This is a genomic window from Flindersiella endophytica (assembly GCF_054779015.1).
The window spans coordinates 128,125-146,307 of the sequence record NZ_BAAGYY010000004.1; the positions used below are offsets into that span (position 1 = coordinate 128,125).

General features: G+C 67.7%; 15 protein-coding genes. 4 read left to right on the forward strand and 11 right to left on the reverse strand.

Going from position 1 to position 18,183, the window contains the following annotated elements:
- Positions 1–47: 47 nt before the first annotated feature.
- Both ACYVF6_RS02895 and ACYVF6_RS02900 read right to left on the reverse strand, forming a co-directional pair.
- A complete protein-coding gene (locus ACYVF6_RS02895) occupies positions 48–1,829 on the reverse strand; it encodes an ABC transporter ATP-binding protein (RefSeq protein WP_460515403.1) in 1,782 nt (593 codons plus the stop codon).
- Positions 1,822–3,633, reverse strand: coding sequence for an ABC transporter ATP-binding protein (locus ACYVF6_RS02900; protein WP_460515405.1), 1,812 nt, complete (start codon positions 3,631–3,633; stop codon positions 1,822–1,824). The genes ACYVF6_RS02895 and ACYVF6_RS02900 overlap by 8 nt, the downstream gene beginning before the upstream one ends.
- Positions 3,634–3,737: 104 nt before the next feature.
- Here ACYVF6_RS02900 and ACYVF6_RS02905 point away from each other — a divergent pair, with 104 nt between their 5' ends.
- Positions 3,738–4,457, forward strand: a complete 720-nt coding sequence (locus tag ACYVF6_RS02905; protein ID WP_460515407.1) for a tyrosine-protein phosphatase — start codon at positions 3,738–3,740, stop codon at positions 4,455–4,457.
- 179 nt (positions 4,458–4,636) lie between these two features.
- Here the strand turns inward: ACYVF6_RS02905 and clpB are convergent, their stop codons facing one another.
- From clpB to ACYVF6_RS02935, 6 genes are all read right to left on the reverse strand, one after another.
- A complete protein-coding gene (gene clpB, locus ACYVF6_RS02910; RefSeq protein ID WP_460515409.1) occupies positions 4,637–7,249 on the reverse strand; it encodes an ATP-dependent Clp protease ATP-binding subunit in 2,613 nt (870 codons plus the stop codon).
- Positions 7,250–7,286: 37 nt separating this feature from the next.
- Entirely contained in the window at positions 7,287–7,697 is a 411-nt protein-coding gene (locus ACYVF6_RS02915) for a MerR family transcriptional regulator (protein ID WP_460515412.1), read from the reverse strand.
- Positions 7,697–8,863, reverse strand: a complete 1,167-nt coding sequence (gene dnaJ, locus ACYVF6_RS02920; protein ID WP_460515414.1) for a molecular chaperone DnaJ — start codon at positions 8,861–8,863, stop codon at positions 7,697–7,699. The genes ACYVF6_RS02915 and dnaJ overlap by 1 nt, the downstream gene beginning before the upstream one ends.
- Positions 8,864–8,883: 20 nt before the next feature.
- Positions 8,884–9,636 carry a nucleotide exchange factor GrpE gene (gene grpE / locus ACYVF6_RS02925; RefSeq protein ID WP_460515416.1) on the reverse strand — a complete coding sequence of 251 codons (753 nt, stop codon included), beginning with the start codon at positions 9,634–9,636 and terminating at the stop codon, positions 8,884–8,886.
- Positions 9,633–11,519: an Hsp70 family protein gene (gene dnaK / locus ACYVF6_RS02930; RefSeq protein ID WP_460515417.1), complete on the reverse strand. Its 1,887-nt coding sequence runs from the start codon at positions 11,517–11,519 to the stop codon at positions 9,633–9,635. Before dnaK ends, grpE begins: the two co-directional genes overlap by 4 nt.
- Before the next feature lie 143 nt (positions 11,520–11,662).
- Positions 11,663–12,430 carry a TetR/AcrR family transcriptional regulator C-terminal domain-containing protein gene (locus ACYVF6_RS02935; RefSeq protein WP_460515419.1) on the reverse strand — a complete coding sequence of 256 codons (768 nt, stop codon included), beginning with the start codon at positions 12,428–12,430 and terminating at the stop codon, positions 11,663–11,665.
- A gap of 89 nt (positions 12,431–12,519) precedes the next feature.
- Here ACYVF6_RS02935 and ACYVF6_RS02940 point away from each other — a divergent pair, with 89 nt between their 5' ends.
- Both ACYVF6_RS02940 and ACYVF6_RS02945 read left to right on the forward strand, forming a co-directional pair.
- Positions 12,520–13,479: a DrrA family ABC transporter ATP-binding protein gene (locus tag ACYVF6_RS02940; RefSeq protein WP_460515421.1), complete on the forward strand. Its 960-nt coding sequence runs from the start codon at positions 12,520–12,522 to the stop codon at positions 13,477–13,479.
- On the forward strand, positions 13,476–14,273 hold the full coding sequence (locus tag ACYVF6_RS02945; protein ID WP_460515423.1) for an ABC transporter permease: 798 nt from the start codon (positions 13,476–13,478) through the stop codon (positions 14,271–14,273). The genes ACYVF6_RS02940 and ACYVF6_RS02945 overlap by 4 nt, the downstream gene beginning before the upstream one ends.
- Here the strand turns inward: ACYVF6_RS02945 and ACYVF6_RS02950 are convergent.
- Positions 14,252–14,431, reverse strand: a complete 180-nt coding sequence (locus tag ACYVF6_RS02950) for a DUF397 domain-containing protein (protein ID WP_460515425.1) — start codon at positions 14,429–14,431, stop codon at positions 14,252–14,254. The genes ACYVF6_RS02945 and ACYVF6_RS02950 overlap by 22 nt on opposite strands.
- A complete protein-coding gene (locus ACYVF6_RS02955; protein WP_460515427.1) occupies positions 14,428–15,468 on the reverse strand; it encodes a DUF5753 domain-containing protein in 1,041 nt (346 codons plus the stop codon). Before ACYVF6_RS02955 ends, ACYVF6_RS02950 begins: the two co-directional genes overlap by 4 nt.
- 35 nt (positions 15,469–15,503) lie before the next feature.
- On the opposite strand from ACYVF6_RS02955, the gene ACYVF6_RS02960 reads away from it, so the two are divergent.
- Positions 15,504–15,794, forward strand: coding sequence for a hypothetical protein (locus tag ACYVF6_RS02960; protein ID WP_460515428.1), 291 nt, complete (start codon positions 15,504–15,506; stop codon positions 15,792–15,794).
- 202 nt (positions 15,795–15,996) lie between these two features.
- Here ACYVF6_RS02960 and ACYVF6_RS02965 read toward each other — a convergent pair whose 3' ends face one another.
- Complete coding sequence (locus ACYVF6_RS02965; RefSeq protein ID WP_460515430.1) at positions 15,997–17,931, reverse strand: M4 family metallopeptidase; 1,935 nt, start codon at positions 17,929–17,931, stop codon at positions 15,997–15,999.
- Between the last annotated feature and the right edge of the window lie 252 nt (positions 17,932–18,183).

The following is an 18,183-nucleotide window of genomic DNA, read 5'->3' on the forward strand; positions in this document are numbered from 1 at the left end:
ATACGATGTGGAACACCCCGTGTCCAGAGGGTGGCAGCTTGGAGCCCTCAGGCGTAGGAGCGTGCCTGCAGCGTGTAGAGCTCGGCGTAGAGCCCGCCCCGGCTCATCAGCTCCTCGTGCGAGCCCAGCTCCGTCACGCCGCCGTCGCCCACCACGACGATCAGGTCGGCCGTACGCACGGTCGAGAAGCGGTGCGACACCAGCACCGTGATCGCCCCGGCCGTGGAGCCGGCCCGGGCCACCGAGGCATAGCGCTCGAACAGCGCGTGCTCGGTCGGCGCGTCCAGGCTCGCGGTCGGCTCGTCGAAGAACACCACCAGCGGATCCGAGCGCAGCAACGCCCGCCCGAGCGCGAGCTTCTGCCACTGTCCGGTCGAAAGGTCGACGCCATCGGGCCAGCTCGAGCCGAGCTGCGACGACAGCCCGGCCGGCAGCGCGGGCACCACCTCCGAGGCCCCGGCCCGCTGCAACGCCCCGGTGACGGCCGAAGCGTCGTCCAGCCGCGGCAGGTCTCCGACGCCGACGGCATGTTGCGCGACCAGCTCGAGCTTCGCGAAGTCCTGGAACGCCGCCGACAGCCGCGAACGCCACTCCACGACGGAGATCTCCGCCAGATCCACGCCGTCGACCAGGATGCGCCCGCCTGCCGGCTCGTACATCCGCGTCAGCAGCTTCACCAACGTCGTCTTGCCGGCGCCGTTCTCACCCACCAGCGCCACGACCGAGCCGGCGGGAATCGTCAGCGAAACATCCTGCAGGACAAGGCGATCCGTCCCCGGATAGGCGAACGACACGCTCTCGAACGTGATGCCCTCGCGCAGCGCGGCAGGCGGCTCCAGCGAGCCCGTCCGCTTGGCCGCTTCCGTATCGGCGTAGTCGCGCAGCCACAGCATCCGGCCGGCCGCCCGTAGCAAGGGTCCCAACCTGGCAAGGGAGAACACCGGCCACACGACCATCGTCGCCACCTGCTGGCAGATGAAGATCGTCGCCACGACGTCGCCGGCGGTCGCTTGCCCCTGGACGGCCCGCCAGAGTACGAGAACGACCGCGGCGACGTATCCGATCGCGAAGACCGCCTGGCGCGCGATGTTGGTCCAGGCCGTCCGGCGCTCGGCACGCAGCACCGGCTCGCGAGCGGCGCGCCACGCCAACCGGAACCGCCGCCGGATCTCGTCCTGCAGGCCGAACACGCGAAACTCCATGCCCGCATCGCGATCCACGGTCAGACCACGCAGGTGGCGAGCCAGCCGGCTCGGCGTCGCCGACTCCTCCTCGCCGGCCCTCTGCCACTTCTGCTGCAGGCGCGCGATCGGGATCGCCGGAACAGCGAACAGCACGACGAACAGCAGCCACGGGCTGAGGTAGAGGAGTACGACCAGGGCGCCGGCCGCGCCGACCACGGCGTTCAGAGCGTTCAGCAAGCTGTTCAGCGAGTTCGCCAGCGCGGCTTGGTTCCGCCGCAGCAGCTCGAGCCGGTCCTGGTAGTCGGGCCGTTCGTGATGTTCCATGCCAGGCAGGGCAGCCGCGATCGTAGCCACCTCGCGGTCGATCGCGAACCCGATCCGCTCCGACAGGATGATCCGCAGGTCGTTGCCGAAGATGCCCGCGATGCCCAGCGTGGACTGGACGACCGCCAAACCCACGACGCCTGCGACGACAAGCGAAACGTCGCGCTGCACGATGCCGTCGGTCAGGAACTTCAGCCAGACCGCGACCAGCGGGAACGACAGGCGCGACAGGGGTTCCAGCAACGAGCCGAGCGCTCGCCAGGGTTCCTCGCGTACGGTCGTCGCGACCAGGAACCGCAGCGCTCGCCAGCTCTCACGCATCGGGGGCTCCTTCGGCGAATCGGCTTGCCTGCAAGGAGTACATCCGTGCGTACCGGCCGCCGGCGGCCATCAGCTGCTCGTGGGTACCATCCTCCGCCAGCCGGCCATCGGCGATCACCACGATCCGGTCGGCGTGCCGAACGCTGGACAACCGGTGCGACACCAGAATCGTCGTCACGCCCTTGGTCAGCTCGAGGAACCGCTCGAACAGTTCGGTCTCGGCGCGAACGTCGAGGTTGGCGGTCGGCTCGTCGAGGATCAGCAGTCCGGCGCCACCGCGGATCGCCGTCAGCGCCCGGGCCAGCGCGACCTTCTGCCACTGGCCGCCGGACAGGTCGCTGCCGTTGTCGTACGCGCGGGACAGGACGGTGTCCCAGCCGGCGGGCAACGTCGTCAGCAGATCGCTCGCGCCGGCGTCGGTCAGCGCGGTTTCGAGCTTCTCCTGATCGTGTGCGAGCGGCAGGCTGCCGAAGCCGACGTTGTCGCGAAGGGAGAGCTCGTAGCGTACGAAGTCCTGGAAAATCACGCCGATCCGCGCTTCGCTGTCGAGGCGGATGCTGCCGGTGCCGGGTTCGTAGAGGCCGCAGAGCAGCTTGATCAGCGTGGTCTTGCCGGCACCGTTCTCGCCGACGACCGCGAGCGACTGGCCGGCTGGGATCGTCAGGCTGAGGCCGTTCAGGGTCGGCTCGGCGCGGCCGCGGTAGGTGAACCGCACGTCGTTCAGCCGGACCGTGACCGCGCCGCCGCCGGGCCGGTCACGGTCGTGGGACGTTCTGGGTGTTGGGGCGAGCCTGCCTTCGAGATCCACGATTTGCTGGGCGCTGCTGAGGATGCGGCCCAGCGCCCACTGCGCGTCGCCGATCGGGCCCATCGACTCGGAGGCGATCACCGCCTGCACGAACACCGTGACGGCGGCCAGCGAGATCGCCCCGCTCAGCCCGGACCAGCCGATCGCCGCGAGCACAATGCCCTGCGACACCAGGAGCGCGGCACCGCCGAGCACGAAGCCCCAGCGCTTGCCGGCCCTGCCCTGCCAGATCGTGGTCATGCCCGCGAGCCACACCCTGGCGTACTCGCCGACCACCCAGCCGCCCAGGCCGAAGACCCGGATTTCCTTGCCGGTCGGTGCGTCCAGCGCGAGCCGGCGGAGATAGTGGCCGCGGCGTAGCTTCCCGGCCTGCAGCAGGTTGCCGAGCGCCGCACCCTCCTCGACGTACCGCAAGAACGTCCAGTTGACGATCCGGGCGCCGGCCAGCAGGACGAACGGCGCCCACCACGCGAAGCCGAACGCCAGCACGAACGCCGCGGCGCCCTGGACGCGCTGGCCGCCCCAGTGCAGGAGGTTCTGGACGGCGGTGTGGTGGACGCCGGTGCGGTCGTGTTCCTCGAGGGCGGCGAGCTCGCCGACGACCTCGGGGTCCTCGAGCTCGGCCACCGTCTTCGTGCCGAGGGTCGCGCGGGCGACGGTGTCGTGGACGGTCTCGATGTAGCGGGTGCCGAGCACAGGGTTGGCGTAGTCGGCGAGCGCGTCGAGCGCGGCGGCCAGCAGGAACGCGGCGGCCAGGGCGGCGAGTGCCCACACCGCCCGCGCGCCTTCCGGCGAGCCGATCCCGTTGTCGACAGCGCCTGGGACGGCGCCGATCAGGGCGCCGGTCGCGAGGATGATGCCCGACGGGAGCAGTCCGCGGACGAGCGTGAGGACGGCCAGCGCGTACGTGCGCCAGCCGCCGGCACGGCGGAGAAGGGTGAGGAGCGCGCGCCAGCGGATGGCTCGTTGCTGAAGCCAGTGCCGGATTCGCCTCACGCTGCTCCCTCCGCCGCCGACGTCACCTCGACGTCATCATGACATTAGACCGGCTCGGTCGTGAGCGGTCAAGAGGCTGGCGCCGCGCTGGTAGCTTGAGATGCGTGCAGTGGTTGGACTGGCCGGACTGTGCGAACGTCCGCGATCTCGCAGGCACCCCCACGTCCGATGGCCGGGTGGTTCCGGACCGGACTCTCGTCCGTTCCGGCGAGCACAGCACGCTCACCGCGGCCGGCCAGTCGGCGTTCCGGTCCTACGGCATCAGCCGGGTCATCGACCTGCGCGGCCTCGACGAGTGTTCGGCCCGGCCGAGTCCGTTCGCGGGCGAACCGTGGTACTCCAGCCATCCCGTGCAGGCCGCGATCGGCGACGCCGACTCACTGCTCGACCTCTACTTCCTGCTGCTCAAGCGCTCGGCCACGACGTTCGCGGGCGCGGTCGCGGCGATCGCGTCGGCGCCTCCGGGCGCCGTCGTCGTGCACTGCCATGCCGGCAAGGACCGCTCTGGACTGGTGGTGGCGCTCGCGCTGAGCGCTGCCGGTGTGCCCAACGACCAGATCGTCGCCGACTACGCCCTGACCGAGACCGACGTCCGGTCGATCGCGCTGAACGAAGTGCTGCTCGCCAAACTCACCGACCGGACGAGACGCGCGGACATCGAGGACTGGCTCGGTTCCCGCCCCGAGACGATGGTGCGCACGCTCGAGCACCTCGACTCGACCTACGGCGGAGTCGAGGCCTACCTCCGCGGCCCCGGCGGCCTGAACGACGACCACCTGACGCGGCTACGCGATCGCCTCGCCCCCGCCGTCGTCAGCGAATGACCACGTTAACCACGCAATTAGCTGGTTAACCACGCGCCGGGGCGTGGCGAAGCACCCACTGGCGTGGCGATGTACCGCGTGAGCCAGACACGTGGCGAAGCGCGAATGACCACGTTAACCAGCCAAACCCGTGGTTAACGTGGTCATTCGCGGCGAGCGAAGCGGTCAGGGCACCTGAGTCAGGACGCCTGCACGGGATACGAAGCCGGCGTCACCTCGAGCGAGTCCTTGTCGTCGTTGACGTCGACCAGCACTGTGTCGCCGTCGCGGACGTTGCCGGACAGCACTTCTTCGGCCAGCTTGTCGCCGATCGCGGACTGGACCAGCCGGCGCAACGGGCGGGCGCCGAACACCGGGTCGTAGCCCGTCATCGCCAGCCACTCCCGTGCCCCGCCTGTGACGTCCAGCGAGATCCGCCGCGCCGCCAGCCGCCGTTGCAGCAACGACACCTGGATGTCGACGATCTGCGCGAGGTTGGAGGAGTCGAGCGGGTTGAACAGCACGATCTCGTCGAGGCGGTTCAGGAACTCCGGCTTGAACGACGTGCGCACGACGTTCATCACCATGTCGCGTTTGGTCGCCTCGTCGAGCTTCGGATCCGCGAGGTACTGCGACCCGAGGTTGCTAGTCATGATCAGGATGACGTTACGGAAGTCGACAGTGCGACCCTGGCCGTCGGTCAGCCGGCCGTCGTCGAGCACCTGCAGCAGGATGTCGAAGATCTCCGGGTGTGCCTTCTCCACCTCGTCGAGCAGGATGACGGAGTACGGACGCCGGCGCACGGCCTCGGTCAGCTGACCGCCTTCTTCGTAGCCGACGTAGCCAGGCGGTGCACCGACCAGCCGGGCCACCGAGTGCTTCTCGGAGTATTCGCTCATGTCGATCCGCACCATCGCGCGATCGTCGTCGAACAGGAAGCCCGCCAAGGCCTTCGACAGCTCGGTCTTGCCGGTGCCGGTCGGGCCGAGGAACAGGAACGAGCCCGTGGGCTGGTCCGGGTCGGACACGCCGGCCCGCGCCCGGCGGACGGCGTTGGACACCGCCCGGACGGCTTTCTCCTGTCCCACAACGCGTTTGGTGAGCTCGTCCTCCATGTGCAGCAGCTTCTCGGACTCGCCCTGCAGCAGCCGTCCGGTCGGAATCCCTGTCCAGGAGGAGACAACCTCGGCGATCTCGTCGGCGCCGACCTCGTCGTGGACCATCGGCTCCTCGTCGGCGATCTTCTCCTCCGAAGCGGCCGCGACTTCGAGTTGCTTCTCCAGTTGGGGAATCTCGCCGTAGAGCAGCCGGGACGCGACCTCCAGGTCGCCGGTACGCTGGGCCCGCTCGGCCTCGCCGCGCAGCTCGTCGATGCGTTCCTTCAGCTCACCGACCTTGTTGAGGCCCGACTTCTCGCGTTCCCAGCGAGCTTCCAAGCCACGCAGAGACTCCTGCCGGTCGGCCAGCTCCTTACGGAGGTTCGACAGCCGCTGCCGGCTGGCGTCGTCGTGCTCCTTGTCGAGTGCGAGCTCCTCCATCTTCATCCGGTCGACCTCGCGCCGGAGCTGGTCGATCTCGACCGGAGAGGAGTCGATCTCCATCCGCAGCCGGGACGCGGACTCGTCGATCAGGTCGATCGCCTTGTCCGGCAGCTTCCGGCCGGTGATGTAACGGTCGGACATCACCGCGGCCGCGACGAGCGCGGTGTCGGCGATCTGCACCTTGTGGTGGGCTTCGTAGCGTTCCTTCAGCCCACGCAGGATCGCGATGGTGTCCTCGACCGACGGCTCGCCGACGTAGACCTGCTGGAACCGCCGCTCGAACGCGGGGTCCTTCTCGATGTGCTCGCGGTATTCGTCGAGCGTCGTCGCGCCGATCATGCGCAGCTCACCGCGTGCGAGTAGCGGCTTCAGCATGTTGCCGGCGTCCATCGAGGAGTCGCCGGTGGCGCCGGCGCCGACGACCGTGTGCAGCTCGTCGATGAACGTGATGACCTGGCCGTGGCTGGCCTTGATCTCGTCGAGCACGGCCTTCAGCCGTTCCTCGAACTCACCGCGGTATTTCGCGCCCGCGACCATCGAGCCGAGGTCGAGCGACACCAGCCGGCGCCCCTTCAACGACTCGGGCACGTCGCCAGCGACGATCCGCTGCGCCAGCCCTTCGACGACCGCGGTCTTGCCGACGCCCGGATCGCCGATCAGCACGGGGTTGTTCTTGGTACGCCGGGACAGCACCTGCACCAGGCGCCGGATCTCGGAGTCGCGGCCGATCACCGGATCGACCTGGTTCTCGCGAGCCCGCGCGGTGAGGTCGACGCTGTATTTCTCCAGCGCCTTGTAGGTGTCTTCGGGGTCGGGCGTGGTCACGCGGCCTTCACCCCGGACCGACGGGAACGCGCCCAGCAACGCGTCGGGCGTCGCGCCCTGCGCCGCCAGCGCTTCCTGCGCGGGGCTCTTCACGGTGGCCAGGCCGACCAACAGGTGCTCGGTGGAGATGTACTCGTCGCCGAGCTCACCTGCCTGGTCCTGAGCCTTCTGCAGCACTTGGTAGAGCGTGCGCGAGAAGTTCGGCGCCTGCACCGAGCTGCCGCTGGCCGACGGGATCCGCTCGGCCGCCTGGCTCGCGGCCTGCTCCACCGTCGACCGGCTCGCGCCGACGGCGTCGAGCAGCGCGCTCGCTGTACCGTTGGGGTCGGCGAGCAGCATGAGCAGGAGGTGCACCGGCTCCACCGAGGGGTTGCCGGCGTTGGACGCGTTGCGTACGGCTGCCGAGACCGCGTCCTGGCTCTTCGTCGTCAACTTCAGAGCGTCCATGTGTTTCCCTTGTCCCCCAAGCGTGCTGTCGTTTCTGCTATTTCCGTTTCTTTCCCCACAACACCACGGCCGTGCTGTGCTGGGGCATCCGCTCGACGGGGTACGGCGAGTCGGGTGACGGCGCGGGCATCCGCGTCATGCTCATCGCGGCGATCTGCTCGCGCAGCTCCTCGACCTCGGCCTCGAGCTCGAGGATGCGCTTGACACCTTCGAGCCCGATGCCGGACGCCGACAGCTCCGTCACATGGCGCAGCGTCTCGATGTCGCGCATGGAGTACATCCGGCCGCCGCCACCCGACCGGCCGGGCGAGACGAGCCCGAGCCGGTCGTAGGTGCGCAGCGTCTGCGGATGGAGTCCGGTGAGCTCGGCTGCCACGCTGATGATGTAGACGGGTGCGTCGACGTCGACTCCACCGAGCGGCATCGACCTGCCCTTACGCGGAGCCATCAGCTCTCACCTCCCGAGAAGAACCGGCCGCGGGGATCCTCCGTCCCCGACGCCTTCTTGAACGCGTCGAGCGCTTCCTTGGCCTCTGCGTCGAGGTGGTCGGGCACGATCACCTCGACTGTGACCAGCAGGTCGCCCCTGGTGCCGTCGCGGCGGCCGGCGCCCTTGCCGCGCACGCGGAACGTACGACCGTTGGGCGTGCCCGGCGGGACCTTCAACGTCACCGAAGGACCGTCGAGCGTCGGCACCTTGATGTCGGCACCGAGCGCGGCCTCCGGGAACGTCACCGGCACCGTGATCGTGAGGTTTTCGCCCTTGCGGCCGAACACCTCGTCGCCCCGGACGTGGACCGTGACGTAAAGGTCGCCGGCCGGACCACCGAACTCGCCCTTGGCGCCCTTGGCCTTCAACCGGATCCGCTGCCCGTCACGCACCCCGGCAGGGATGCGGACCTGCATCGTCCGGGTCGAGACGCCGCGGCCGGAGCCGTGGCAGACCGGGCAGGGGTCCTCGACGACCAGCCCGCGCCCCTTGCAGGTCGGGCACGGTTCGGTCATCGCGAACACGCCACCCTGGCTGGTGGCGCGCATGCCAGTGCCTTCGCAGTCGGCACAGACCTTGGGCAGAGTGCCGGCCTTGGCGCCCGTACCGGAGCAGGCCTGGCACGGAGTGTCGCTGCTCATTCGCAACGGCACCGTCACGCCGTCGATCGACTCGCGGAAGTCGATCGTCGCCTCGGTTTCGAGGTCGGCCCCACGCCGCGCCCGCGAAGTGGTGCGGGTGGTGGTGCGGCCGCCGCCACCTCCGAACAGGCCACCGAACAGGTCGCCGACCCGCCCGCTGCCCTGCTGGAAGATGTCACCGAGGTCGAACGGGAAGCCCTGGTTGCCACCGCCGGGCTGGCCTCCGGGGAAGCGGAGACCGCCGGCGCCGAACAGCGACCGCGCCTCGTCGTATTCCTTGCGTTTGGCTGGATCGGACAGCACGGAGTAAGCCTCCGAGACCGCCTTGAACCGCTCCTCGGCCTTGGGGTCACCCTTGTTGGCGTCCGGGTGGTTAGCCCTGGCCAGCTTGCGGTAGGCCTTCTTGATCTCGTCGGCCGGCGCATCCTTGGATACGCCGAGGACCTTGTAGAAGTCCTTTTCAACCCAGTCTTTCGAGACCATCGTGCGCCCTCCCTCGGGTCCTAGCCCTGCTCGCCCGTGTCGGGCTGAGCGTCAGACTCGCCGGGCTGGGCTGACTGTTGTGCGGCGTCCTGCGGTTCGTCGGTGTCGGCCGCGGGCTGGGGCGGCAGGCCCTCGGTGGGCTCCGCGACCGCGACCCGGGCCGGACGCAGCACGCGCTCTCCGAGCCGGTAGCCCGGCTGCAGGAGATGCGACACGCTGGCGACCTGAACCTCGTCGGAATAGGAGTGCATCAACGCCTCGTGTACGTGCGGGTCGAACGCCTCGCCGACCTCGCCGAAGCGTTCCAGGCCAAGCTTGTTGAGCGAGGCCTCGAACGACTCGGCGACGGCTTTGAAGCCGCCTTCGAGCTCGCCGTGCTCGCGGGCCCGGCCGATGTCGTCGATGACCGGCAGCAGGTCGGTCAGCACGCTGGCGACGGCCAGGTCGCGTACGGCCTGCCGATCTCGGTCGACACGACGCTTGTAGTTGATGTATTCAGCCTGCAGTCGTTGCAGATCGAGCGTTCGATCGGCCAACTGCTGCTTCAGGTCGTCGATTTCCGCCTGCCCCACGTTCGTTGCTGCTTCTTCTGCCTGTGGTTCGGAGGGCGCTCCGGCAGCAGCGTCGTCGTCCGGCGAGGGCGCAGACTCCTGCGCCCTCTGCCGGACTTCGCCGGTCTCCGGGTCGATCTTTCGGTTGTCCCGGATGACCGGTCCGGTCTGCTGCTGTTGCTCAGAGTCGGATCCGAACGGTGGCGTGCCGCCGTTCGTCACTTCTGACCACCCTGCTCACCGTTGCCGGGCTTGTCCTCATCGACGATCTCGGCCTCGACAACATCGTCATCGTCGTTGGCGGTGTCGCTGGTGCCGTCCTGGGCCGCGCCTTCGCCGGCGGTGCCTTCGGCGCCACCAGCCTCCTGCTGGGCCTGGGCGTACATGGCCGCGCCCATCTTGGTCTGGGCCTCGTTGAGCTTGTCGACGGCGGACTTGAGCGCGTCGCTGTCGTCGCCTTCGAGGGCCTTCTTGACCTCGGCGATCTGGGCCTCGACGTCGGCCTTGCCGTCGGCGGGCACCTTGTCGCCGTTGTCGGCGATGAACTTCTCGGCCTGGTAGACCATCGAGTCGGCGGTGTTGCGCAGCTCGGCGGCCTCCCGGCGCTGCCGGTCCTCTTCGGCGTACTGCTCGGCGTCGCGGATCATCTTGTCGATGTCGTCCTTGGGCAGCGCGGAGCCACCGGAGACGACCATCTTCTGCTCACGGCCGGTCGCGAGGTCCTTGGCGGACACGTGGACGATGCCGTTGGCGTCGATGTCGAACGTGACCTCGATCTGCGGCACGTTACGCGGCGCCGGGGGCAGGCCGGTGAGGTCGAAGTTGCCGAGCGACTTGTTGTCGCGGGCCATCTCACGCTCGCCCTGGAAGACCTCGATCATCACGCTCGGCTGGTTGTCCTCAGCCGTGGTGAACACCTCCGACCGCTTGGTCGGGATCGTGGTGTTGCGCTCGATGATCTTGGTGAACACGCCACCCTTGGTCGCGATACCCAGCGAGAGCGGGGTGACGTCGAGCAGGAGGACGTCCTTGACCTCGCCCTTGAGGACGCCGGCCTGCAGAGACGCGCCCACGGCGACGACCTCGTCGGGGTTGACGCCCTTGTGGGGGTCCTTGCCGCCGGTGAGCTCCTTGACCATGTCGGCCACGGCGGGCATCCGGGTGGAACCGCCGACCAGGATCACATGGTCGATCTTGGCGACGTCGATGCCGCCGTCCTTGAGCACCTGCTGGAACGGCCGGCGGACGCGCTCGAGGAGGTCACCGGTCAGGCGCTGGAACTCGCTGCGGGTGAGCTTCTCGTCCAGGTGGAGCGGGCCCGACTCGCCCAGCGTGATGTAGGGCAGGTTGATGTTGGACTCGCTGGCGCTGGAGAGCTCGATCTTGGCCTTCTCCGCCGCCTCGGTCAGCCGCTGCAGGGCGATCTTGTCCTTGGACAGGTCGACACCCTGCTTGTTCTTGAACTGGGTGACCAGCCACTCGACGATCTTGGCGTCCCAGTCGTCGCCACCCAGGTGGTTGTCACCACTGGTGGCCTTGACCTCGAACACCCCCTCACCGATCTCCAGGAGGCTGACGTCGAACGTGCCGCCGCCCAGGTCGAAGACCAGGATCGTCTGGTCGGACTCCTTGTCGAGGCCGTAGGCCAGCGCGGCCGCGGTCGGCTCGTTGATGATCCGCTGGACGTTCAGGCCGGCGATCTCACCGGCCTCCTTGGTCGCCTGCCGCTGCGAGTCGTTGAAGTAGGCCGGGACCGTGATCACCGCGTCGGTGACCTTCTCTCCGAGATACGCCTCGGCGTCCCGCTTCAGCTTCTGCAGGACGAACGCCGAAATCTGCTGCGGCGTGAAGTCCTTGCCATCGATCTGGGTCTTCCAGTCGGTGCCCATGTGCCGCTTCACGCTGCGAATCGTGCGATCCACGTTGGTCACGGCCTGCCGCTTGGCAACCTCACCAACCAGCACCTCACCCGACTTCGCGAACGCCACCACCGACGGCGTGGTGCGCGCACCCTCCGCGTTCGTCACTACCGTCGGCTCGCCGCCCTCCAACACGGCCACCACCGAGTTCGTGGTCCCCAAGTCAATCCCAACCGCACGGGCCATGTTGTTGTTGCCTCCATTTGGTCGATGTCTTCAGTCTGTCGGACGTTGAGCCTACCCGACTCAAGGTTCCTAACGCATCAGGACGAACCCTTGTTCCCGCTCGGGGTCGCCTGGACTTGCGCCTTCCCGGCGCAGGTCCGGACTCAAACGTGGCGGCCCGGCCCGAGGTAGGCCTCGATCCCGTCGAGTACGCGCTGGAGCCCGAACTCGAAGGACCGTGCGGGGTCATGGGCGGAGTTGTAGGCCGCGCCGGCCGCCACTCCCACCCTGGTCGCGGTCGGGTAGCGATCCGGGTCGAAGACCTTCTCGAGCAACGGCGCCGCGGCTCGCCACCATTCCTCGTCGGTCAGGCCGCTGCGCCGCTCGGCCCGGGCGGCTTCGATCGCACCTCTGACGGCGCCGTGCACGTAGTCGGTGACCAGGCTGACCACGAGGTCCATGTCGACGTCACCGAGGCCGATGCCGTCGACGGCGCGCAGCTCGTAGTCGTATTTGACAGCCTCGTTCGGCCCGAGAACCGGGCGGCTGGTGGCGACCTGGAGCAACCAGGGGTGGCGTAGGTAGAGCTGCCAGTTCTGCCGCGCGACCAGCTCCAGCCTGGCCCGCCAGCCGGTCTCGGCACCGCCGGCGTCGACGTCAAGCTCGCCGTAGACCGCATCGAGCATGACGTCGAGGAGCTCGGACTTGCTCGGCACGTACGCGTAGAGCGACATCGCCGTCACGCCGAGCCGCTCGGCCATCCGGCGCATCGACACCGCCGGAAGACCCTCACCGTCGGCGATCGCGATGGCCGCTTCGGCGATCTGGTCGACGCTGAAGCGAGGCCTGGGCCCACGCCGCGGGGGCTGCTGGGTTCGCCACAGCAGCTCGATGCTGCGCGCGAGGTCGCCGGCGCCTGTCTGCTCGGTCACCGGTCCATTCTCCACACCATCAAAACTCTCTACACCGTAAGCTATACTCTCCAAAATCTTATACGGCGTAGAGAGTTTCGGAGGGGCAGATGAGCACAGCAGTGCTGGCCGAGGGCCTGGTCAAGCGCTACGGCAAGACCACCGCACTCGACGGGTTCGACCTGACGGTCCGGGCCGGCGCCGTCCACGGCGTACTCGGACCGAACGGTGCCGGCAAGACGACGGCGGTGCAGATCCTGACCACGTTGCTGCGCTTCGACGGCGGACGAGCCGAGGTCGCGGGATGCGACGTGCGGCGGGAATCGGCACAGGTGCGGTCTCGGATCGGGCTGATCGGGCAGCACGCGGCCGTCGACGAGATCCTCAGCGGCCGGCAGAACCTGGAGCTGTTCGGGCGGCTCTATCACCTGGGCAAACGGGCAGCCGCCAAGCGAGCGGAGGAGTTGCTGGAACAGTTCGGGCTCGCCGACACCGGGCGCAAGCCGGTCAAGCAGTACTCCGGTGGCATGCGGCGCCGGCTGGACCTGGCCGCCGGGCTGATCCTGGCGCCCTCCGTACTCTTCCTCGACGAGCCGACCACCGGGCTCGATCCACACGGCAGGAACGAGGTCTGGCGGGCCGTCCGCGCGCTCGCCGCCGGCGGCACGACCGTACTGCTGACCACGCAGTATCTCGACGAGGCCGACCAGCTCGCCGACCAGATCTCCGTACTCGCCCTCGGCGGCAAGGTGATCGCGGAGGGCACGCCCGACCGGCTCAAGTCGATGATCGGCGGCGACCGGATCGACGTCGTGGTGAACGATCCCGCCGCGCTGCCGATCGCCGTCGAGGTCCTCACCCGGATCTGCGGCTCTCCGCCCGACGTCGATCCGGACACCAGGCGGATCAGCGGGCGCGTAACCGATCGGGCGACGGCGTTGACCGGGCTGGTGCAGACCCTGGCCGAGCAGAACGTGGTCGCGGACGACATCGCGCTGCGCCGGCCCACGCTCGACGAAGCGTTCCTCCACCTCACAGCCGGCTCGGCTGAAAGAGAGGTCGCCGCATGACCGGTTTCGCCTGGGCGCTCGCCGACGGCTGGACCATGACGCGCCGGGACCTGGCGCACTGGGCCAGGCAGCCCGCGGCGGTCATCGCCAACAGCGTGCTGTTCCCGATCATGATCGCGCTGATGTTCGGGTACCTCTTCGGCGGCGCGATGACGGTCCCTGGCGGCGGGAACTACCTCGACTTCCTCCTACCCGGCATGTACGCGATGACGATGGTCTTCGGTATCGGCGCCACCATGACGTCGATCAGTACCGATGCCGCCAGAGGCGTCACCGACCGGTTCCGTTCGATGCCGATGGCACGGTCGGCCGTGGTCGTCGGACGCGCCTGCGCCGACCTGCTCAACTCGGTGCTCGCACTGGCCGTACTCCTCGGGTGCGGACTGCTGATGGGCTGGCGCGCACACAACGGACTGACGGAGGCCCTGGTGGCGATCGGGCTCCTGCTCTGGCTGCGGTTCGCGTTCGTGTGGCTCGGCATCTACCTCGGGCTCAGGTTCTACCGCAATCCCGAGAGCGTGACAGCCGTACGCACGCTGGAGTTCCCGATCGGCTTCCTCGCCAACATCTTCGTCTCCCCCGCGACGATGCCCGGCTGGCTGGGCGCCATCGCCGAGTGGAACCCCCTGTCGGCGACCGTTTCGGCCGCCCGCGAGCTGTTCGGCAACCCCGGCTGGGGCGGCGAGACCTGGGTGGCGCAGCACGCGGTAGTCCTGGCGCTCCTCTGGCCGCTGCTGATCGTGGCGGTCTGCCTGCCGTTGTCCGTGCGTCGCTACCGCCGGCTCAGTGGCTGAACCTCCGCTACGAACGCGGACCAATCTGCGAGACCGAAGGACAGGACGGGCCCTGTCTTGTCCTTCGAGTCGCGCACAACCATCCGACCCGTCGCACCTGCAACCTCGACGCAGTTTCCGCTCTGGCCGTTGCTATAGCTCGGCTTCCGCCAGTTCATTGTTCGAACTCCCTTGCCGCTTGCAGGATGAAGCTCTGTGACGCCCTGGCGTCGAGAGCGGAGTCTACGAGCGTTGCGAACGCGTCGCCAAACCTCTGAACCTCGGATGGCTTCTCCAGATAGAGGCACCCCGTGAACCCCTCCTGGAAAACCAGTGGCGGCTCAGTCTCCTTCGCCGCGATATCCAACGGGAATCGCACGAGCACGAACGCTCCGGTATCGAGGCCGATATGTCCACCGACCCGGAAGGGGATCACCTGGAGGGTGACGTTCGGAAGGTCGCTGACCTCGATCAGCCGCCTCAGCTGGGCTGCCATCACCGCCCGGCCGCCAATTGGCCGGCGAAGGGCGGCTTCGTCGATCACCGCATGAAGCTCTGGTCGTCCAGCGACGCGTGTCAGCAACCCTTGCCGAGTCATCCGGAACCGCACTCGGCGTTCGATCTCGCCCTCGGGCATGCCAGGATTGCTCGTCCGGAACAGCGCGGCCGAGTAGTCCGAGATCTGAAACAGCCCTGGCACGAACTGCGGCTCATAGCCGAGCAACTGCGAGGCCGCCTCTTCCATGCCGAGGTAGGCATCGAAGTACTCCGGCAGTACGTCGTCGTATGTCTGCCACCAACCCGTCGCCTTGGCCGCCTTCGCGAGCTTCATCAGCCCGCGCATCACTTCCGCCGTCGCACCGTAGATCCGGCACATAGCCTCAACGTCGAGACCGCGCATCGCGGTCTGCCCGGTCTCGATCCGCCACATCTTGGTTTCAGACCACTCCAGCGCCTCGGCTGCCGCGCGTACCGTGAGCCGTGCGCAAAGGCGTAGGTCTCGCAGTCTCCGCCCGAGCTGCCGTCGCTGCAGCGTCGAGCCCGTCGTCTCTTCGGTCATCGTCGACCCTTTCACCCGTTCTGAAAGACTTCTTCCTCCGATCTGAAAGACGCGGCGGTCCTCTTCGCGCCGAAGGACAGAAATCCTTGTTTCGTTGGCGATTCCGTTCGCCGAAGTGTTGCACAGGCCCGTCAGGCCGGGCTTTACTGCTGTCACCCCCAGCGATGACAGCAACACTCACGGGAGCCCGTATGACAGTCCTCTTCGACGAAGACAGAGGTCCCAGTGCCGACGACAAGCCCGACTTCTTCATCGACCGCCTCGGCCACCTGGCGAAGGTGCTCACCGAGGCCGGCGACGACCGCGACCTCATCATGTTTCGCGCGCACCAGCACGGCGCCACCTGTGAGGAGATCGCCAACTGGGCGGAGACCAACGTGGAGACCGTGCAACGCGCCATCGACCTGCTGAGCGGCGTCGGCTGCAGCACGGAGGACTGGTGTGTGGGTCCGAAGTGGCTCAAGTGGTATCCCTTCTCCTGAAACACAAAGAGCCCCAGAAAGTCCGCCGACGCGGATCTGGGGCTCTCGTGTTCGTTTGTGTTGGTTGTGCCAATCAAGGTAACAGGGCCCACCGACAGACCACCGAAAGCAGGAGCCCCGGACCCGCCGAGGCGGGATCCGGGGCTCCTGTCAAAGGTTGACGAGCAACCTTCAGGTCAGCCGGAAGCTGAGGCCGAAGCCATCAGCCACAGGTGTAGACCTTGAAGTTGTCGACGTTGGCAATCGCCCACGGGTTGTAGGTCGCGTCGCCGGTCGTGCCGCTCACGGTGAAGCGGAACTGAACCGACTTGCCGGCCAGCGAGGACAGGTCGTAGCGAGCCGAGGACCAGCCCTTCGAGTGACCAGTCCAAGCGTCACCGTTGACGTTGTCCAGACCGCTCGCGGCCTTCCAGCCGGAGCCGTCGTTGTACTGGAGCGTCAGCGTGGTGCTGTCGACCGGCGTGCCGTAACCGAACAGCGTGGAGTAGTCGATACGCAGCTTGCTGCCCGCGGGCACCGAGACTGCCTTCGACGTGGCCGAACCGCTGGTGACTTCACCTTCGTAGGTGTAGAGGACCAGCGAGTCGTCGCCCGACTCAACGTTGTCGAAGCCGAACGCGTTCGTCTGGTCCGCGCCACCGGCGTAGGTCCAGTCGGACGGCTTGGCGTCGAAGCCCTGGACGTACGACGTCTTCACCGAACCGCTCTCGCAGTACGGGGTGGCCGTCGGGGCGTCCGAGGCGGCGTCCTTCCACATTTCAGTGGCGCGAATCGCCTTCTCGACCTGCGCGCAGTCGTCAGCAGTCATGTAGGTGCCCTGACGGCCAACGTTCTTCTTGCAGGCGATCGGAAGAACCTGGAAGAGGTTCTTGTAGTCGGCACCCGAGCTCAGCAGGTTCTCGACGGACCACCAGAGCTTGAAGGACTTGGCCAGGCCAATTCCCCGAACCTGGTAGCCGTTGAAGTCGCCACCGGCTGCGATCAGGTATGCGGCCTTGTTGCCAACACCGCTGTTGTAGTGAACGCCACCCTGGTCCTGGAAGTCGGGGTCCGACGTCCAGTTGTCAGAGGTCATCTTGTCGGGCTGGTCGAACTGGCCCGGGTCGGACATCGAGCGGATCGCGCCGCCGGGGATGTCCTCACCGATCAGCCACGACTGGTCACCCGTGCGCTTGGCCGGGTTCGAAGCCTGGTCGATCAGCTCGCCGAAGATGTCGGAGAGCGACTCGTTGATCGCACCCGACTGGTAGGCGTAGAGCAGGTTGGACGTCGCAGCGGTGACACCGTGCGAGACCTCGTGCCCGGTCACGTCGAGAGCGGTGAAGCCCTCGCCGTAGTACATCTGCTGCGTCGAGGAGTCCCAGTGAGCGTTCTGCTCGGGGCACTGAGCCAGCAGCTCCTCAGCGCAGACGCGAGTGGTCGCGCGCAGAGCGGCGCCACCGTTCTCGTCCGGGTTGGAGACCAGCTTGGTCAGGTCGACGTTGGCGTACGAGGCGTACCACTGCGCCGACTTGCCGAGGTTGTCGTAAACCTCGTCGGCGTCCTCGATGCCGCTCGCGGCCTGGCCTTCGGTACGAACGTAGTCGTTGGCCTGACCGTCACAGACCTGAGCTTCGGGAGCCAGGTGCTGGTTGTTGGTGTCGCAGACCTTGCGGCTGAGGGCCTCCATGTGGTTGTTAACCGCCAGGGTGACCGTGCCGAAGCCCTTGTCGACGAACACCTTGTACGAAACCTCACCGTTGGACGCCGCGATGTTGACGACGTAGACCTCACGGTTGGAGTTCGCGCCAGGCGCTCCGATGATCTCCGGGTTGTACACGGCGCGCTCGGCGACGGAACCCGAGAGCTTGCTCAGGTCGACCTTCGCCTTGTCGGCGACGTACTGACGGGCCAGCAGCAATGCCTTGGCCTTGCTGATCGACTGCTTCGACTTCGTGAGGCCGCCCTTGGCGACCTCACCGACAATCGCCTCGAGGGCGTTGTCGCCGTCCATCGCGACGACCAGGTCGCCACCGATGACGGGCAGTCCGCCGACCTTCTGCTGGAGCTTGACCGCGGAACCAACACCGACCTTGGTGGTCGAGATAGTCGACAGCGAACCAGCGTCAACCCCGAACGAGGATGCGTACTTCTTCATGTGCGCCCGAGCAGCAACCTCAGGCGAACCCTTGACCGGCGATGCGATCGGCTTGTCCTTGGCCTCGACACCACTGACGGCGCCATTGCTGCCACGAAGCAGCTTGACCGCGTCGCTCGATCCTCCCTGGCCACTGCTGCCAAAGCTGGGCCCGGTACCCACGCCGGCCACCGATGGAGTGGCTAGCGCGACGAGCGCGCTTCCACTAACCACCGTCGCCAGCGCGGCGAAACCGCCGACTGTGCGTCGGTA